This window comes from Mobilicoccus sp. (assembly GCF_032060985.1).
Classification (GTDB): Bacteria; Actinomycetota; Actinomycetes; order Actinomycetales; family Dermatophilaceae; genus Mobilicoccus.
The window spans coordinates 219,527-234,643 of record NZ_DAMBGD010000001.1 but is presented as its reverse complement, the minus strand read 5'-3'; the positions used below and the strand labels follow the sequence as shown (position 1 = coordinate 234,643).

General features: G+C 70.8%; 13 protein-coding genes. 8 read left to right on the top strand and 5 right to left on the bottom strand.

Annotation, left to right across the window (positions count from 1 at the left end):
- Window positions 1-41: 41 nt before the first annotated feature.
- Window positions 42-1,415 carry a site-2 protease family protein gene (locus tag RT054_RS01015; RefSeq protein WP_312718337.1) on the bottom strand — a complete coding sequence of 458 codons (1,374 nt, stop codon included), beginning with the start codon at window positions 1,413-1,415 and terminating at the stop codon, window positions 42-44.
- Window positions 1,416-1,428: 13 nt separating this feature from the next.
- Entirely contained in the window at window positions 1,429-2,640 is a 1,212-nt protein-coding gene (gene dxr, locus RT054_RS01010) for a 1-deoxy-D-xylulose-5-phosphate reductoisomerase (protein WP_313021658.1), read from the bottom strand.
- A gap of 316 nt (window positions 2,641-2,956) precedes the next feature.
- On the opposite strand from dxr, the gene RT054_RS01005 reads away from it, so the two are divergent.
- Window positions 2,957-4,369, top strand: coding sequence for a DUF2252 domain-containing protein (locus tag RT054_RS01005; protein ID WP_312718340.1), 1,413 nt, complete (start codon window positions 2,957-2,959; stop codon window positions 4,367-4,369).
- 87 nt (window positions 4,370-4,456) lie between these two features.
- Here RT054_RS01005 and RT054_RS01000 read toward each other — a convergent pair whose 3' ends face one another.
- Both RT054_RS01000 and RT054_RS00995 read right to left on the bottom strand, forming a co-directional pair.
- A complete protein-coding gene (locus RT054_RS01000; RefSeq protein ID WP_313021657.1) occupies window positions 4,457-6,022 on the bottom strand; it encodes a succinic semialdehyde dehydrogenase in 1,566 nt (521 codons plus the stop codon).
- Between the two features lie 186 nt (window positions 6,023-6,208).
- Window positions 6,209-7,096, bottom strand: coding sequence for a fructose bisphosphate aldolase (locus RT054_RS00995; RefSeq protein WP_313021656.1), 888 nt, complete (start codon window positions 7,094-7,096; stop codon window positions 6,209-6,211).
- Window positions 7,097-7,645: 549 nt separating this feature from the next.
- Here RT054_RS00995 and RT054_RS00990 point away from each other — a divergent pair.
- From RT054_RS00990 to RT054_RS00970, 5 genes are all read left to right on the top strand, one after another.
- On the top strand, window positions 7,646-7,843 hold the full coding sequence (locus RT054_RS00990; protein ID WP_313021654.1) for a hypothetical protein: 198 nt from the start codon (window positions 7,646-7,648) through the stop codon (window positions 7,841-7,843).
- Between the two features lie 264 nt (window positions 7,844-8,107).
- Entirely contained in the window at window positions 8,108-8,854 is a 747-nt protein-coding gene (locus tag RT054_RS00985; RefSeq protein WP_312718345.1) for an amino acid ABC transporter ATP-binding protein, read from the top strand.
- Window positions 8,855-8,886: 32 nt separating this feature from the next.
- On the top strand, window positions 8,887-9,714 hold the full coding sequence (locus RT054_RS00980) for a glutamate ABC transporter substrate-binding protein (protein WP_313021653.1): 828 nt from the start codon (window positions 8,887-8,889) through the stop codon (window positions 9,712-9,714).
- A gap of 137 nt (window positions 9,715-9,851) precedes the next feature.
- Entirely contained in the window at window positions 9,852-10,517 is a 666-nt protein-coding gene (locus RT054_RS00975) for an amino acid ABC transporter permease (RefSeq protein WP_312718351.1), read from the top strand.
- Window positions 10,514-11,386 carry an amino acid ABC transporter permease gene (locus RT054_RS00970; RefSeq protein ID WP_313021652.1) on the top strand — a complete coding sequence of 291 codons (873 nt, stop codon included), beginning with the start codon at window positions 10,514-10,516 and terminating at the stop codon, window positions 11,384-11,386. Before RT054_RS00975 ends, RT054_RS00970 begins: the two co-directional genes overlap by 4 nt.
- 92 nt (window positions 11,387-11,478) lie before the next feature.
- On the opposite strand, the gene RT054_RS00965 is transcribed toward RT054_RS00970, so the two are convergent.
- A complete protein-coding gene (locus tag RT054_RS00965) occupies window positions 11,479-12,924 on the bottom strand; it encodes a gamma-aminobutyraldehyde dehydrogenase (protein WP_312718354.1) in 1,446 nt (481 codons plus the stop codon).
- Between the two features lie 232 nt (window positions 12,925-13,156).
- Between RT054_RS00965 and RT054_RS00960 the strand changes: the two genes are divergently transcribed.
- Window positions 13,157-13,639 carry an Lrp/AsnC family transcriptional regulator gene (locus RT054_RS00960; RefSeq protein ID WP_312718355.1) on the top strand — a complete coding sequence of 161 codons (483 nt, stop codon included), beginning with the start codon at window positions 13,157-13,159 and terminating at the stop codon, window positions 13,637-13,639.
- The gene (locus RT054_RS00955; RefSeq protein ID WP_313021651.1) at window positions 13,636-15,078 is read left to right on the top strand and encodes an aspartate aminotransferase family protein; all 1,443 of its coding nucleotides are present in this window, start codon (window positions 13,636-13,638) and stop codon (window positions 15,076-15,078) included. The genes RT054_RS00960 and RT054_RS00955 overlap by 4 nt, the downstream gene beginning before the upstream one ends.
- Window positions 15,079-15,117 lie beyond the last annotated feature (39 nt).

Sequence of the window (15,117 nt, the reverse complement as noted above, 5' to 3'; positions counted from 1 at the left end):
TGTCTGAGCGCCCGGCCCCGGGGGGATGGGGGGTGGGCGCGTCAGAGACGGATGGGCTTGACGAGGTCGGCGTAGATGAGCAGCAGCGACATCCCGATGAGCACGAGGGACACCGCGTACGTGAGCGGCAGGGCGCGGGCGACGTCGACGTATCCGGGATCGGGGCGGTCGAACACCCTGGCGAACCCCCGCTTGAGGCCCTCCCACAGCGCACCGGCGACGTGGCCCCCGTCGAGCGGGAGCAGCGGGATGAGGTTGAACACGAACAGCGCGATGTTGAGCCCGGCGATCATGACCCACAGTTGTGCCGCCTTGTCGACCCACGTCACCTGGATCTGACCACCCCTGCCGTCCTCGACCTGATCGAGGGAGGCCACCTCACCGGCGACACGGCCCACACCGACGACGCTCATCGGGCCCTCGACGTCGCGTTCGGCCGGACCGAACGCGGCGTTCCACACGTCGACGAGCCGCTGCGGCAGGGTGATGACGACGCGGCCGGTGCGCTCGGTGAGCGACCAGACGAAGGCGGGGACGTCGGCGAGGGAGTCGTAGCGCTGGGTCGGTCGCTCGGTCGAGGTGCCGATGAACCCCGCCGTCGTCATGACGGCCCGACCGGAGGCGTCGAGGACGGGACGTCCCCGCCCGTCGACCTGCGGCACCTCGTTGGCGATCGGGGTGAGGGTCACCTCGACGCGGCGTCCGTCGCGCAGGACCTCGACCGGCACGGGCTGGTCGGCGCGGGTGCGCACGAGAGCCCCGACGTCGGCCGGAGAGGTGACCGGCTGCCCCGCGATGGACACGAACTCGTCGCCCGGCTGCAGGCCGGCGGTGGCGGCGGGCGACGGTCGATCGGCCGCGGTGCACGGGGCCGCCTGCGCGGCCGGGTCGCTCGACACCGGCCGCACGCACTCCGACACCGTGCTCACCCTGGCCCCGTCGACGAACGTCGTCGCCCCGTACAGGGGGATGAAGAACGCGAAGATCACCGTCGCGATGACGAGGTTCATCACCGGCCCGCCGAGCATGACCGTGATCTTCTGCCAGGTGGGCAGCCGGTAGAAGGCGCGATGCTGCTCCCCCGGACCGATCTCCGCGAGGGACTCGTTGCGCGCCTCGTCGATCATCGCCGTGAGGCGCCCGGAACGGGCCGCGGCGTCCATGTGTCGCTCGGCCTTGGGCGGGAACATGCCGAGCATCCGCACGTACCCGCCGAGCGGGATCGCCTTGAGGCCGTACTCGGTCTCCCCGACGCGGCGCGACCACAGGGTCTTGCCGAATCCGACCATGTATTGGCTGCACCGCACCCCGAACGCCTTGGCGGGGACGAGGTGCCCGATCTCGTGGAGTGCGATGGAGGCGCCGATACCGAGGACCATGAGGAGGACCCCGAGGGCGTAGAACAGGACCGTCACGAGACCCAGGGTCTCAGGTGAGACCGAGAAGTGCCTGAGCGCGACGCCGCGCCCAGCCGTCGGCGGCGAGGACCGTCTCGACGTCCCCGGCGTGGGTCTTCTCGCTCGTGATGTCGGGTGAGGCCGCCCAGTCGTCGACGACGTGGGCGATCGTGTCGACGATGTCGAGGAACCCGATCGCCCCGGCGTGGAAGGCCTCGACGCACTCCTCGTTGGCGGCGTTGTAGACGGCCGGGTACGTGCCCCCGGCCTCGCCGACGCGACGCGCGAGACGCACGGCCGGGAACGCCTCGTCGTCGACGGGCTTGAAGCGCCAGTCCTGCGCACGACTCCAGTCGATCGGGGTCTCGACGTCGACGAGCCGTTCGGGCCAGGAGAGCCCGAGGGCGATGGGCACGAGCATCGTCGGCAGACCGAGCTGGGCGAGGACGGCGCCGTCGTGGAACTCGACCATCGAGTGGATCATCTGCTGCGGGTGGACGACGACGTCGATGCGGTCCATCGGCACGGCGAAGAGCAGGTGGGCCTCGATGACCTCCAGACCCTTGTTGACGAGCGTCGCCGAGTTCGTCGTGATGACCTTGCCCATCGCGAAGTTGGGGTGGGCGAGCGCGGCCTGCGGCGTGACGTCGGCGAGTTCCGCCCGCCCCCGTCCCCGGAACGGCCCCCCGCTGGCGGTGACGACGAGCCTGCGCACCTCCCGGTCCGCACCCGCGCGCAGCGACTGGGCGATGGCCGAGTGTTCGGAGTCGACGGGCACGATCTGCCCTGGCCGCGCCCGCGCGGTGACGAGCTCGCCCCCGACGATGAGCGACTCCTTGTTCGCGAGCGCGAGGGTCGCGCCCGCCTCGAGCGCCGCGAGGGTCGGCATGAGGCCGATCGAGCCGGTGATGCCGTTGAGGACGACGTCGGCCGGACGCATCGCCGCGAGGGTGCTCGCCTGCGGTCCGAGGGCGACCTCCGGCTCCCCCATGCGACCGCAGACGCGCTCGGCCGCACGGAGCGCGGAGTGGAGGTCGTCCTCGTCGGCGTGCGCGACGGCGACGAACGGCACCTCGAACTCCGCCGCCTGCCGGGCGAGGAGGCGAAGGTCGCTCCCTCCCGCCGACAACGCGACGACCCGGAACCGCTCGGGATGGCGCCGGCAGACCTCGAGCGCCTGGGTGCCGATCGATCCGGTGGAGCCGAGAATGACGACGTCGCGACGGACTGGGGTGGGCGTCATGGGCACATCGTCGCAGAGCCCCACCCCTCCCCCACACACCCTCCGCCTCGCATACCCCGGGCCCCTCCGCCGCCGCGCCCGCCACCTCCTGCCCGCGGGAGGCACCCACCCCACCCCCGAAGCCAGCCCACCCACCTCGATGACGTCATCGAATCCAGGGTCATGAGCCCCGATCGGGTGACGTCATCGATGACGTCACCCGGTCCGGGGGCGGGCCGGCGGGGGTCGAGGGGTTAGCGTCCGGGGAGAGAGTCGTCGCCGCCGTGGAGTCCCGTCGTGGAGTCACCGGGTCGGCACACCGTGAAGGAGAGCTGCGTTGTCGAAGCCGCGCCCCGCCGATCCCCGGCTGCGTGCCGAGGACGCGTTCGCCTCGTTCCGAGTCCAGGCCACCGACCGCGCCGAGCGGGTGCGCCTGGGCAAGGTCCTGCGTGAAAGGACCCCCCACGCGGCGCTCGGCGAGTGGCGTCCGACCGAGGACCGTCCCGGCATCGTCGACGTCGTCCGACGGGCGCACGCCGACCGGTTGCCCTGGCTGTTCGGCGTGCGGGTGGGGCGCATGACGGCCTCTCCGTTCGGCCTGCTGCGCGGCACCGCCGACCTCATGGCCCACGACGTCGCCCACCTGCCGGCGTCGGGCATCCAGACCACGGCCTGCGGTGACGCCCACATCGGGAACATCGGGTTCTACCGCTCCCCCGAGGGCAGCCTCGTCATCGACCTCAACGACTTCGACGAGGCCCACTCGGGCGCCTGGGAATGGGATCTGCGGCGGCTCACCGCCTCGATCTGGGTGCTGGGGCGGGGAAACGGGGCCTCCGAGGAGGACTGCGAGTCCGCGATCCGCAACTGCGTGGTGTCCTACCGCGACGAGGTCAGCCACCTGTCCAAGCAGCCGCTCCTCGCGCGCGCGTTCGATCACCTCGACGTCGACGGCCTGCAGGAGAGCGTCACCGAGAAGAGCCTCCGGGACGAGATCCGCCGAGCCGCCAAGGCGGCGCGCAAGCGCACCTCCGACCGCAAGCTGCCCAAGCTCGCCGGCGGTGCGACCGACGCCGGGCGCATCGTCGACGACCCGCCGCTCATCACCCACCCCGACGACGCCCAGTACGAGGCCCTCGCCGACGGCCTGGACGCCTACCTGCCCACCCTCACCCCGCAGTGGCGACGCATCGTCGGGGGCTACTCGCTCGTCGACATCGCCCACAAGGTCGTCGGTGTCGGCTCGGTGGGCATGCGGGCCTGGATCGCCCTGCTCGTGGGCTCCCGACCCGACGACGTGTTGTTCCTGCAGCTCAAGCAGGCGCAGCGCTCCGTGCTCGCGCCGTACGTCCACGGCGAGCGCGCCTGGCACGCCCATCAGGGCCAACGGGTGGTCGAGTACCAGCAGCAGTTGCAGACCGTCTCCGACCCCCTGCTCGGCTGGACCACCGTCGGCGACCACCAGTACTACGTGCGCCAGTACCGCAACATGAAGGGCGGGGTGCCCCTCGACGAGATGTCCGCCGAGGCCCTCGTCGACTACTCCGGGATCGTCGGCCACCTGCTCGCCAAGGGCCACGCCCGCACCTCCGGGGCCTCGGTGATCTCCGGGTACCTCGGCAAGAAGGACTCGGCCGTCAGCGCGTTCTGCTCGTGGGCCCGCGCCTACGCCGACCAGATCGAACGCGACCACGCCGACCTCGTCGCGGCCGTCGCGGCCGGCCGCCTGCCCTGCGAGTCGGGGATCTGAGGACTCCGAGCCACGTCCCGGGACGCCCGACCTCCGGGGACGCCCGACCTCCCGGGACGCCCGAGCTCCCGGCACGCCGGGATGACCTCAACGCTTGAGGTACTTGAGCAGCGTGGTGCTCCGGGCCAGCGCGGGCCCCCACACCCTGGTGGGCAGCGCCTCGGGGCCGCCGAGGTGCATCCGCGGGCTCTGCATGCCGATGGTCCGCGCCTGGGTGTACTTGAGCAGCCCCTCGCGCCCGTGGCGATACCCGACCCCGGAGATCCCCATGCCGCCGGAGGGCCCGTCGAGACTCGACCAGGCCACCGCGTACCCCTCGTCGACGTTCGCCATCCCGGTGGTGAGACGGGCGGCGACCGCGTAGCCCTCCTCGGGCGTGCGGCAGAACACGGCCGAGGCCAGTCCGTAGGCGGAGTCGTTGGCGCGGGCGACCGCCTCGTCGAGGTCAGCGACGGGGTAGATCGCGACGACCGGCCCGAACGTCTCCTCGTCGTGGCACAGGGCCCCGGGCGGCACGTCGGTGAGCAGCGTGGGCTCGTGGAACAGCGGCCCGAGATCGGGGCGGGCGTGGCCCCCCGCGAGGGCGCGGGCACCCTTGTCCACGGCGTCCGCGATGTGCCGGGTGACGACGTCCATCTGGTCCTGCGACACCAGCGAACCCATCTCCGGGGTCCACGAGTACCCCGCGCCGAGCCGCATCGCGGAGACCCGCGCGGCGAGGACGGCGCAGAACTCCTCGTGCACCGACTCCTCGACGTAGATGCGCTCGATCGACATGCAGAGCTGACCGGCGCTCGCGAAGCAGGCCCGGACGGCGATCTCGGCGACGCGCTCGAGATCGGCCCCCGCACCGACGATCATCGGGTTCTTGCCGCCGAGCTCGGCGGAGAAGGGCACGAGCCGGGCACCGATCTGCGCGCCGAGCTGGGCGCCCGTCGCCGAGGAGCCGGTGAACATGAGGAAGTCGCAGGCCTCGACGACGGCGCCACCGACCTCACGACCGCCGCCGGGCACGACCTGCCACACCTCCGGCGGCAGACCGGCCTCCGCCCACAGCTCGAGCCCCAGCAGGGTGCTGAACGGGGTGAGGCTCGCGGGCTTGTGGACGAGCGCGTTGCCCGCGACGAGCGCGGCGAGCCCGTCGCCCATCGGCAGGCTGAACGGGTAGTTCCAGGGGGAGATCATGCCGACGACCCCGCGGGGGACGTGGACGACGGTGGCCTTCGACAGCAACGGGAAGGGGCCGGGGATGCGCTCGTCGGCGAGCAGACGCGGGGCCTTGGCGGCGTAGTGGCGGGCGGTGAGCACGGCGTCGAGCACCTCGTCGAGCGCGGAGAGCCGGTTCTTGCCGCTCTCGGCCTGGATGACGTCGAGGACCTCGTCGCGGTGCGCCTCGACGAGGTCGGCGAACCGCGCGAGGACGGCGGCTCGCTCCCGCACGGGCGTCGCGGCCCACCCGACCTGGGCGTCCCGAGCGGCGGCGAAGGCGCGCTCGACGTCGTCGGCGGTCCCGGAGGGGACCTCGGCGAGGACCTCGCCGGTGAAGGCCTCGTGCACGGCCACCGTGGGTCGGGTCGCGGGATCGCGGTGCCAGTCCTCGATGTCGATGCCGCCGGTCAGCTCGACCAGACGGGAACGGGATGGCCTCGGCATCGTCGACCTCCGGGGTGAGGGGCCGGGTGGGCCCGATTCGTGCCGGTCACGGGGCGTGGGGTCGTCACCCTACCGCCTGGTAGGCCCGCCGCGACCGGTGAGAGCGCGGGGACGGCGCGACGAGGGGCCGACGGGAGTCCGTCGGCCCCTCGTGCCCGCTCGCGGTGCGGCGTCGTGGTCCGTCGCTCAGGCGACGGAGGCCGCGTGGATCTTCGAGGCCGCATCGGCGAGCGTGGCGTCGAACTCCTCCTGGCTCTGCTGGGCCGACAGCCCCTCGGACAGGGCACGGCTGAAGCTCGCGATGACGCCGGGGTTGCGGGCCAGCCTCTCGTTGGCCTCGTCGCGCGCGAAGCCACCGGAGAGGGCGACGACACGGAGCACCTTGGGGTGCGCCACGAGGTCGCCGTAGAAGCCGTCCTGCTCGGGGATCGTGAGCTTGAGCATCACCTGCTCGCCCTCGGGGAGGGCGTCGAGCCCGGCGAGGAGTTCCCGCTTGAGGGTCTCCTCGATCGCGGCGCGGTCGCTCGCGTGGATGTCGACCTCGGGTTCGAGGATCGGCATGAGGCCCGCGTCGAGCACCTGGCGCCCGACCTCGAACTGCTGGGCGACCACCTTGGCGATGCCCGCGGCGTCGTTCTCCTGGATGACGGACCGCTCCTTGGTGCCGAACATGTGCTTCTCGACGCCCCGTCGGAGCAGGTCGGCCAGGTCGGGCATCGGCTTCATGAGCTGGACCCCCTGGTCGAGGTCGGCCAGGCCCTTGTCGATCTTGAGGAACGGCACGACGCCCTTCTTCTGCCAGAGGTAGTCGCCCGTCGGCATGCCCTCGATCTCACGGTCCATCGTCTGCTCGAAGAGGATGGCGCCGATGATGTGGTCGCTGGTGAAGCTCGGGCTCGTGATGATGCGGGTGCGCATCTCGTGCACGAGGTCGAACATCTCCTCCTCCCCCGAGTACTGGCTCTCGTCGATCCCGTAGAGCCCCAGGGCCTTGGGGGTGCTGCCGCCGCTCTGGTCCAGCGCCGCGATGAACCCCTTGCCTGCGCGGATCTGCCGGGTCATCTCCTCGTTCACCACACTGCTCCTCTCGGTCGGGGCACGAGGTGGATCCACCCCGTGCCGCCACCCTATGAAGAACGCGGCACCGACGGCAGTCCCCGCGGCCGGGGATCCTCGGCACGGACACGCCCGAGGGGGCCGGAACGCGCCTCGCGCGTTCCGGCCCCCTCGGGCGTGTTGCTCGTTCCGGTCTCAGCGACCCTGGTCGCGGAGGTCCATCGTCTCCTGCAGGGCCCGCTGGAAGTCGCGCTGTTCGTCGGACATGTCGATCTCCTCGTCATCAGGCGTTCGGTGTCCACCGTGGGACGCCGGGAGGGTTCACCGGCGGAGTCGCCCGAGGCTGCGGGGTCTCCGCGCCGAGGACTCGGGTGGGGGCGGGGCTGTTCGCGCCGTCGTCGGCAACGGTGTCACGTCGTCCCGGCGACGCGACAGCGCGGTTCATATCGTGAGACATGCGTCCGGGATGTGGCGGAGGGCCGTCGATCCTCCCCGCCCGGTCCCCGCCCCCGCGACCCGGGGCACGGGTAGCCTGGAGCCACCAGCGTTCGACGAGGAGAAGACGACATGTCCAAGGACGAGGGGCTCAGCCTCGGGTACCGCATCGGGTGGAACATCCGCAGGGCGGCGATGACCGTCTTCGGACCCGCCCAACTCGGCGACGAGGACCCCATGGAGCGTCTTTACAACGAACGGCGTCAGAAGGTCGCCGAGGCTCGCGCCGCCACGCCGGCGGCGGCCAAGAACGCGAAGACCAAGAAGTAGCGGGACGGAGCCCGCAGGACCGCGACACCGGACCGCAACGACAGGACGACGACGCAGGAGCACCGCGACGCGGGATCCCGACGACGCAGGACGGGGGGCGCCGGACGGGGGGCGCCGGGCGACGGCGGGGCCCCAGGGACCGCCCGTCACGCCCGGCCACCCGCGAACCGCTCGCCACGGGAAGAGGACCATTCACCGGCGGCCGGGACACGCTCGTCGGGGCCATGGGCTCGGTGCGCCGTCCACATGCCCTACTGTGCGCCCATGAGTTCCGGCACCCCGCTCGTCGTCCTCGAGCACGTCGACAAGCACTTCGGCGACCTCCACGTCCTCAACGACATCAACCTCACCGTCCACACCGGTGAGGTCCTCGTCGTGATCGGCCCGTCGGGGTCGGGCAAGTCCACCCTGTGCCGCACGATCAACCGCCTCGAGTCGATCGACTCCGGCACGATCACGATCGACGGTCAGCCCCTGCCCGCGGAGGGCAAGCAGCTCGCCCGACTGCGGGCGGACGTCGGCATGGTGTTCCAGAGCTTCAACCTCTTCGCGCACAAGACGATCCTCGAGAACGTCACGCTCGGGCCCGTCCAGGTCCGGGGGCGGAAGAAGGAGGAGGCGCGGACCCGGGCGATGGAGTTGCTCACGCGGGTCGGGGTCGAGCACCAGGCCGACAAGTACCCCGCTCAGCTCTCCGGCGGTCAGCAGCAGCGCGTCGCGATCGCCCGCTCCCTCGCGATGGACCCCAAGGTCATGCTCTTCGACGAACCGACCTCGGCGCTCGACCCCGAGATGATCAACGAGGTCCTCGACGTCATGACCGACCTGGCTCGGTCGGGGATGACGATGATCGTCGTCACCCACGAGATGGGGTTCGCTCGCAAGGCCGCCGACCGGGTCGTGTTCATGTCCGACGGGCAGATCGTCGAGCAGGCCGAACCCGAGCAGTTCTTCACGAGCCCCAGTTCCGCCCGCGCCAAGGACTTTCTCGGCAAGATCCTCAGCCACTGACCACCGCACGACCGACGTCACAGGAGATGAAGATGAAGCGCACGACCACGACAGTCCTGGCCCTCGTGAGCGCCGCGGCACTCGCCCTCTCCGGCTGCGGCGCCGGCACCACCGGCGCCGGCGGGGGCGGGGGTGGGGACGACAGCCTCAGGGTCGGCATCAAGTTCGACCAGCCGGGCATGGGCCTCAAGAAGGGCGAGGAGTACTCGGGTCTCGACGTCGACGTGGCGAAGTACGTCGCCAAGGAGCTCGGCAAGACCCCGACGTTCAGCGAGGCCCCCTCCCCCCAGCGGGAGACCCTGCTCAAGGCGGGGCAGCTCGACATGATCGTCGCGACGTACTCGATCACCGACAAGCGCAAGCAGGAGGTCGGTTTCGCGGGCCCCTACTTCGTCGCCGGACAGGACCTCCTCGTCCGTTCCGACGAGAAGGCCATCACCGGTCCCGAGACGCTCTCCGGCAAGAAGCTGTGTTCGGTGAAGGGGTCCACGCCCGCGCAGCGGGTCAAGGAGGAGCACCCCGACGTCCAGCTGCAGGAGTACGACACCTACTCCAAGTGCGTCGAGGAACTCGTCAACGGCACCGTCGACGCGCTCACCACCGACGACACGATCCTCGCCGGCTACGCGAGCCAGCAGCAGTACGCGGGCAAGCTCAAGCTCGTCGGCAAGCCGTTCTCCGAGGAGAAGTACGGCATCGGCCTCAAGAAGGACGACGCGGAGATGTGCCAGAAGGTCACCGACGCCCTCAAGAAGATGGTCGACTCCGGTGAGTGGCAGAAGATCGTCGATGCCAACCTCGGCCCCGCCGGCTTCAAGCCCGGCCCGGGCAACCCTCCCACCCCCGCCGCCTGCGGCTGACGTGACGTCCTCGGGCGGGCGGCCCACACGGGTCGCCCGCCCGGTTCGTTCCCGCCAGGCCTCGTCCGGCCCGGTCGGTGGTGCGCGGGCTCACCCGACCGGCTCACCCCACCCCTGCATGTCGAAAGGCATCCCTCATGGGTGAAGTCCTCACCAACTACCCCGTCGTGTCGGCGTTCGTCATGACGATCCGGCTCGCGGTGTTCTCGACGCTCGGCGCCCTGCTCATCGGCACCGTGCTCGCGATCTTCCGGCTCTCCCCCGTCGGCCTCCTCCGTGGCCTCGGCGCGCTGTACGTCAACACCGTGCGCAACACCCCCCTCACCCTCATCGTCGTGTTCACGATGCTCGGCGCCCACTCCAACCTTGGGATCCGGGTGGCCGACTCGATCGTCGAGACGACGTTCCGCTGGGGTGTCATCGCCCTCGCGACCTACCACGCGGCCTTCGTCTGCGAGGCGCTCCGCAGTGGCGTCAACACGATCCCCGTGGGGCAGGCCGAGGCGGCACGTTCCCTGGGGCTGAGCTTCTCGCAGAACCTGCGCCACGTCGTGCTCCCCCAGGCCTTCCGCGGCGCGATCGTGCCGCTCGGCAACACGATCATCGCGCTCGTCAAGAACACGACGGTCGTGGCCGTGATCGGCGTCGCCGAGATCGCCTACCTCACCGCGACGGTGATGGAGAACGACCCGGGTTTGATCCTGCCGCTCTTCCTCGTCGTCGCTCTCGGGTTCGTCATCCTCACCGTGCCCCTCGGCCTCGCGACCACCCACTTCGGGCGACGACTGGCGGTGCAGCGATGAGCACGTCCTCGCAGCTGTTCGACGTCCCCGGTCCCCGCGGTCGCGCCACCCAGCGCCTCGCCGCGATCATCCTCGGCGCCCTCGCCCTCGGGCTCCTCGCCGCGATCCTCTGGAAGCTCGGCGATCGCGGCAACCTCACCGCCGCCAAGTGGAGGCCACTCGTCAGCGGTGAGGTGTGGTCCTCCTACATCGTGCCCGGCATCATCAACACCCTGTACGCCGCGGCGATCTCGATCGCCCTCGCCGCCGTCCTCGGCCTCGCCCTCGCGTTCGGGCGGATGTCGAGCGTCGCGGCGGTGCGCTGGGTGAGCGGCACGTTCGTCGAGTTCTTCCGCGCCGTGCCCGTGCTCGTGATGATGCTGCTCTCGTTCTGGGGGTACCTCGCCTCCGGCCTCGTCCCCTCGGCCTACCTCTCCCTCGCCGGCGTCGTCACGGGCCTCACCCTCTACAACTCGTGCGTGCTCGCCGAGCTGCTCCGCTCGGGCGTGCACTCCCTGCCCAAGGGGCAGGCGGAGGCCGGGCTCTCGATCGGCCTCACCCCCGGGCAGACCCTCCGCTCGGTCCAGCTTCCGCAGGCGCTGCGGGCCATGCTCCCGGCGCTGGTCGGGCAGCTCGTCGTCATCCTCAAGGACACGGCACTGGGTTACCAGATCCTCTACCCCGAGCTGCTGCGCCAGGCGGAGCGCATCGGCAGTGCGTACGGCAACCCGGTGCCGGCGCTCATCGTCATCGCGGCGATCTTCATCGCGATCAACGCGAGCCTCACGACGTTGGCGCAGTGGCTGGAGCGTCGACTGTCCAGCCGTGGCCGCGTCGCGGGCGGCGCCCGTGCCGCGGAGCCCACCAAGGCGATGGCGCCCGTCACCTGATCCGGGACGGCGATCCCTGCGGGACCCGCTCACGACGGCGGCCGGACGACCCTGGGGTCGTCCGGCCGCCGCCGTCGTCGTGCGGAACGAGGTCAGGACTCGATGTTCGCCATGACGTGCTTGATGCGGGTGTAGTCCTCGAAGCCGTACATCGAGAGGTCCTTGCCGTAGCCGGAGTGCTTGAAGCCGCCGTGCGGCATCTCGGCGACGAGCGGGATGTGGGTGTTGATCCACACGCACCCGAAGTCGAGCTTGCGGCTCATCCGCATCGCCCGACCGAAGTCGCGGCTCCACACGCTGCTCGCGAGACCGTACTGGACCCCGTTGGCGTGGCTGAGCGCCTGCGCCTCGTCGGCGAAGGACTGGACGGTGATGACCGGCCCGAAGATCTCGTTCTGCACGACCTCGTCGTCCTGGCGCAGACCGGAGACGACGGCCGGGCGCAGGTAGTAGCCACCGGCGAACTCCCCGGTCATCCGGTCACCGCCGACGAGGGTCGCGTGGCCGGGCAGCCGGTCGAGGAACCCGGTGACGTGGGCGAGCTGGTTGGCGTTGTTGACGGGTCCGAAGAGGGCGTCGTCGTCGTCGGGCAGCCCGACGACGGAGTTCTCGGCGAACTCGGCCAGCGCGGCGACGAACTCGTCGTGGACACCCTGTTGGACGAGCACCCGGGTGGCGGCCGTGCAGTCCTGACCGGCGTTGAAGTAGCCGGCCGTGCCGATGCCCTCGATCGCCGCCTCGATGTCGGCGTCGTCGAACACGATGACCGGGGCCTTGCCCCCCAGCTCGAGGTGGACGCGCTTGACGTCCTTGGCGGCGCTCTCGGCGACCTGCATGCCCGCGCGCACCGAGCCGGTGATCGACACCATCTGCGGGGTGGGGTGCTCGACGAGCGCCCGGCCGGTGTCGCGGTCACCGGTGACGACGTTGAAGACGCCCGCGGGGAGGAACTCGGCGGCGATCTCGGCCATCCGCAGGGTCGTCTCCGGGGTGGTGTCGCTCGGCTTGAGCACGACGGCGTTACCGGCGGCGAGCGCCGGCGCGAACTTCCAGACGGCCATCATCATCGGGTAGTTCCAGGGCGTGACCTGACCGATGACCCCGACGGGCTCGCGCCGGATCCACGAGGTGTGTCCGGCCATGTACTCGGCGCTGCCGCGACCCTCGAGGATGCGGGCGGCACCGGCGAAGAACCGGATCTGGTCGGCCATCACCGGGATCTCCTCGCTCGCGGTGAGCGCGTACGGCTTGCCGGTGTTCTCCGCCTCGAGCTTGATGAGTTCGTCGCCGTGCTCCTCGATGGCGTCGGCGATCTTGAGGAGCGCGGACTGACGCTCCGACGGCGTCGTCTCGGCCCATCCCTCGAAGGCCTGGGAGGCGGCGGCGTAGGCACGGTCGACGTCGGCCGCGGTCGAGCGCGGGCCGGTGGCGACGACCTCGCCGGTGACGGGGCTGCGGACCTCGAGTCGCTCGTCGGTCTCGGCGTCGACGAACTCTCCGCCGACGAAGTTCTTGAGTGCGCGGGGACTTGCGGACATGTGCGTCAACTCCTCCGGACCGTGGGGGGCCCTTGGGGTGCGGTGCGGTGGTCGGGCGGCCGGCGCCGACGGCGGTCCGGTCCGCAGATCGTCTTCGCACTCTAGCCACACCCCGCGCTTTCCGTGCCCGAAGCCGCCATGAGATCGCGAAGACGTGGAAGACAGAGGACCGCACAACGGAATACGTTGTCAAGACCTTGATTCCCCATGGAATCCGTGAGACGTTGCGGTCATGACCGACGACTCGGCTGCGGAGATCCCCTCCGCCTCGGACCTCGATCACACGAGCCGGCGCATCATCGAGCACCTCCAGCGAGACGGACGTGCCTCCTACGCCGCGATCGCCCGCGACGTCGGCCTGTCCGAGGCCGCCGTCCGCGCCCGCGTCCAGCGGCTCCTCGACTCCGAGATCATGCAGATCGTCGCCGTCACCGACCCCCTCCAGGTGGGGTTCGCCCGACAGGCGATGGTCGCGATCCGCGTCCAGGGCGACACCACGACCGTGGCCGACGCTCTCACCGCCATGCGGGAGGTCGCCTACGTCGTGACCACCGCCGGCAGCGTCGACATCCTCGCGGAGGTCATCTGCGAGGACGACGACCAGCTCCTCGACGTCCTCAGTCGCCGCATCCGCGCGATCCCGGGCGTCTCGTCCACCGAGACCTTCGTCTATCTCAAGCTCAACAAGCAGCACTACGACTGGGGAACGCGATGACCACCACCGTCCAGAACACCACCGTGCCGACCACCACCGCCCAGGGCAGCGCCACGCAGGTCGGTCACACCCGCGCGGGGACCTCCTACTCCGACGCGGCCCGGGAGCACCTGTGGATGCACTTCACCCGGCACTCCAGCTACGACGGCGCCGACGTGCCGACGATCGTGCGCGGCGAGGGCGCGTACGTCTACGACGCGTTCGGCCGCCGCTACCTCGACGGGCTCGCCGGGCTGTTCACCGTGCAGGTCGGTCACGGCCGCACCGAGCTCGCCGAGGCCGCACGGCGTCAGATGGAGCAGCTCGCCTACTTCCCCCTCTGGTCCTACGCCCACCCGCAGGCGATCGAGCTCGCCGAGCGGCTCGCGGGCCAGACCCCCGGTGACCTGAACCGCGTGTTCTTCACGACCGGTGGCGGCGAGGCCGTGGAGTCGGCCTGGAAGCTCGCCAAGCAGTACTACAAGCTCACCGGACGCCCCACCAAGCACAAGGTGATCAGCCGCAGCATCGCCTACCACGGCACCCCGCAGGGCGCGCTGTCGATCACCGGGATCCCGTTCGCCAAGACCCCGTTCGAGCCCCTCGTGCCGGGCGCGTTCAAGGTCCCGAACACCAACCAGTACCGCGCCCCGGAGGAGTTTCGCGACGATCCCGAGGCCTTCGGCCGGTGGGCCGCCGACCGCATCGCCGAGGCCATCGAGTTCGAGGGCCCGGAGACCGTCGCGGCCGTGTTCCTCGAACCCGTGCAGAACTCCGGCGGCTGCTTCCCGCCGCCACCCGGGTACTTCCAGCGGGTCCGCGAGATCTGCGACTCCTACGACGTGCTGCTCGTCTCCGACGAGGTCATCTGCGCGTTCGGGCGCATCGGCGAGATGTTCGCGTGCACCGACTTCGGCTACACCCCGGACATCGTCACCTGCGCCAAGGGCATGACCAGCGGATACGCCCCGCTCGGCGCGATGATCGCGAGCGATGCCCTCTTCGAGCCCTTCCGCTCCGGGACGACGACCTTCCCCCACGGCTACACCTTCGGCGGCCACCCCGTCTCCACCGCGGTCGCGATGGCCAACCTCGACATCATGGAGCGGGAGGGCCTCACCGCCCACGTCCACGAGAACGCCCCACGCTTCCGTGCGGCGCTCGAGCGTCTGCGCGACCTGCCGATCGTCGGCGACGTCCGCGGCGCCGGGTACTTCTACGGCATCGAACTCGTCAAGGACAAGGCCACCCGCGAGACCTTCGACGAGGCGGAGTCCGAGCGCCTGCTGCGCGGATTCCTCTCCACCGCGCTGATGGACGCCGGCCTCTACTGCCGGGCCGACGACCGCGGCGACCCCGTCATCCAGCTCGCGCCGCCGCTCATCATCGGCGAGCGCGAGTTCGCCGAGATCGAATCCGCACTGCGAGACGTCCTCACGCGGGCCGGCGACCTACTCTGACGCTCCGGGCGCAGGCCCCACCACCGCCACGCCGCCGGC

What these genes read in the sequence shown, in the direction of transcription:
- dxr (WP_313021658.1), bottom strand. Translation starts at nt 2,640, where the DNA reads ATGACGCCCACCCCAGTCCGTCGCGACGTCGTCATTCTCGGCTCCACC.
- RT054_RS01000 (WP_313021657.1), bottom strand. Translation starts at nt 6,022, where the DNA reads ATGCCGAGGCCATCCCGTTCCCGTCTGGTCGAGCTGACCGGCGGCATC.
- RT054_RS00990 (WP_313021654.1), top strand. Translation starts at nt 7,646, where the DNA reads ATGTCCAAGGACGAGGGGCTCAGCCTCGGGTACCGCATCGGGTGGAAC.
- RT054_RS00985 (WP_312718345.1), top strand. Translation starts at nt 8,108, where the DNA reads ATGAGTTCCGGCACCCCGCTCGTCGTCCTCGAGCACGTCGACAAGCAC.
- RT054_RS00980 (WP_313021653.1), top strand. Translation starts at nt 8,887, where the DNA reads ATGAAGCGCACGACCACGACAGTCCTGGCCCTCGTGAGCGCCGCGGCA.
- RT054_RS00975 (WP_312718351.1), top strand. Translation starts at nt 9,852, where the DNA reads ATGGGTGAAGTCCTCACCAACTACCCCGTCGTGTCGGCGTTCGTCATG.
- RT054_RS00970 (WP_313021652.1), top strand. Translation starts at nt 10,514, where the DNA reads ATGAGCACGTCCTCGCAGCTGTTCGACGTCCCCGGTCCCCGCGGTCGC.
- RT054_RS00965 (WP_312718354.1), bottom strand. Translation starts at nt 12,924, where the DNA reads ATGTCCGCAAGTCCCCGCGCACTCAAGAACTTCGTCGGCGGAGAGTTC.
- RT054_RS00960 (WP_312718355.1), top strand. Translation starts at nt 13,157, where the DNA reads ATGACCGACGACTCGGCTGCGGAGATCCCCTCCGCCTCGGACCTCGAT.
- RT054_RS00955 (WP_313021651.1), top strand. Translation starts at nt 13,636, where the DNA reads ATGACCACCACCGTCCAGAACACCACCGTGCCGACCACCACCGCCCAG.